The 2,287-nt window shown below is 73.7% G+C and carries 2 protein-coding genes; both read right to left on the bottom strand.

Going from position 1 to position 2,287, the window contains the following annotated elements; translation table 11 throughout:
• Positions 1-441 (bottom strand): Hpt domain-containing protein (locus HMPREF0731_RS17680; RefSeq protein WP_007005556.1); only part of this gene is annotated, 441 nt, incomplete at its 3' end.
• Positions 442-459: 18 nt separating this feature from the next.
• Positions 460-2,127: a methyl-accepting chemotaxis protein gene (locus HMPREF0731_RS17675; protein WP_007005555.1), complete on the bottom strand. Its 1,668-nt coding sequence runs from the start codon at positions 2,125-2,127 to the stop codon at positions 460-462.
• Between the last annotated feature and the right edge of the window lie 160 nt (positions 2,128-2,287).

The raw sequence follows: 2,287 nt of genomic DNA, 5'->3' as shown, positions 1-2,287 counted from the left end.
CACGGGGGCCGTGGCTTCGGGCGGGCGAGCCGCCGCGGCCGTCGGGGCGGGGGCGGGCGCCGCCTCGCCGTTCAGCAGCCCCTCCAGCGCCTGCTGCGCGGCCAGCGGCGGCGGCGCGGCGGAGCCCAGGGACAGCGCCGCGACATAGCCCTCGATCCCGTCCAGCCCCTGCTGCACGGCGGCGATGCTGGCGGCGTCCAGCGCCAGCGCGCCCTCCCCCACCCGGCTGAACACCGCCTCCAGCCGGTGCGCCATCTCCTCCACCACCGGCAGGTCGACGGCGCGCGCCGCGCCCTTCAGGCTGTGCGCCCGGCGGAACACATCGCGCAGGTCGTAGGGCTGGCCCTGCGCGGCGGCGTCCAGCGCCGCGCGGATCGCCGCCAGATGCTCCTGGTGCTCGATGCCGAAGGCGGCCAGCAGCTCCTGGCGCAGGTCGCTCATACCGGGCGCGGCCTTGTCTTACAGGCGGTAGCGGTCGGACAGCCCGACCAGCTGCTGCGACAGCTGCGCCAGATTGGCCGCCGCCGTGTCCAGCTGCCGCGTGCCGGCGGCCGTCTGCTGGCTGGCCTGGCGGATGTTCTGCAGCGCGCTCATCACCTGCTCGATGCCCAGCTGCTGCTGGTTGGTGCTGGCGACGATCTGCTGGAAGGTCTGCACGCTCTCCTGGATGCGGCCGCTGATCTCGGTGATGGTGCCATGCGTCGTGTCGGTGCGCTCGCGCCCGGCGGCGACGCGCTTCACCGCCTCCTCGGTCAGCATGACCGAGGAATTGATGCCGCGCTGGATGTCGCCCAGGATCGAGCGCACCTGCGCGGTCGCGTCCTTGGCCTGGTCGGCCAGGGTCTTCATCTCGGCCGCCACGACGGCGAAGCTGCGCCCCTGCTCGCCGGCCGCCGCCGCCTCGATCGCCGCGTTCAGCGCCAGCAGGTGGCTGCGCTCGGAGATGTCGTTCACCGTGGTGATGATCTCGCCGATCGCCTGGGTCTTCTCCGACAGCGCCACGATGTTGCCGGCCACCGCCTCGGCCTGCTCGCGGATCGAATCCATGGCGCGCACCGTCTCGTCCACCGCCCGCAGCCCGGCGGTGGAGGTCTGGGCGGTCGCCTGGGCGGAGGCGATCACCTCCTGCGCCCGCTTGCCGATCTGCACGCCGGAATGGGTGATCTCGTCGACCGTCGCCGCGGTTTCCTGCACCGCGGCCAGCTGCTCCTCGACGCTCGCGGCCTGCTCCTGGGTGGAGGCGCGGATCTCGGCGGCGGCGGCGTTCAGGTTCTCGGTCGCCTCGCGGCTCTGCTTCGCCAGCTGGCGCAGCCCCTCGACCATGGCGTTCAGCGTGGCGCCGAGCCGGCCCAGCTCGTCCCGCCCGGTCGCCGCCGGCGCGCCGCCCAGCTCGCCCCGGCCGACCCGCTCGACGAATTCCATGAAGGCGGCGAGCGGCTGGGTGATCGAGCGCCGGATCAGCGCGGTGATCAGGATGCCGAGCAGCACGGCGGCGGCCAGCACCAGGATCACCGACCAGCGGCTTTCCTCGTAGATCTCATTGCCGCGCTTCTGCCCGGCGGCGATCAGCGTGTTCACAGCCTCCTGCAGCCGGTCGCCGAGGCGGGCGAATTCGGCGCGGTTGCCGACGATGCCCTCGCCAAGGCGCTGCACCGCGTCGAGATCGCCGCCGCGCACCGCCTGCAGCTGCGCCTGGCCGGCCTCGCGCAGCTGCCGCAGCGGCGCCGCCGACTGGCCGAGCAGCTGGCTGATCTGCTGCCAGCCGGCGCGGCGGTCGGGGGAGACGGCGCTGGCGGCGTTCTGCGTCGCCTCGCCCTGCATCTGCGCCAGCAGCCCCTCGGCGCGGGCGACATGCGCCGGCCATTGCTGGGCCGGGTCCTCGCCCTGGATCTCGCGCCCCAGATTGCGCAGCAGGAAGCGCGAGACGCTGCGGGCGCGGGCATCCTGCATGTCCGTCTCGGCGTCGCGCAGTTCCATCAGCTGGCGCAGCATCGCCAGGTCGCGGCTGACGATGGTGTCGGTGGACTGGTTGACCACGCCGATCTGGTTCAGCCCGTAGAGGCCGAGCCCGAGCAGCAGCAGCGTGATGGCGGTGAAGCCGAGGAGGATGCGGTTGGCGATGGTCAAGGCGTCACGCTCCGGTGGGCTGGGCGGCGAGGATCGGCGAGGCGGGGCCGGGATCGGCGGGGCCGTCGGCACGGTAGGGCAGCAGCAGCCGCTCCAGCGCCACCAGCCCCATCAGGCGCGGCGCCGCGCCGCGCTCCCCGGGCAGCAGGGCATGACCGGC

This window comes from Pseudoroseomonas cervicalis ATCC 49957 (assembly GCF_000164635.1).
GTDB lineage: Bacteria > Pseudomonadota > Alphaproteobacteria > Acetobacterales > Acetobacteraceae > Pseudoroseomonas > Pseudoroseomonas cervicalis.
This window is presented reverse-complemented; position numbering and strand designations above follow the sequence as displayed.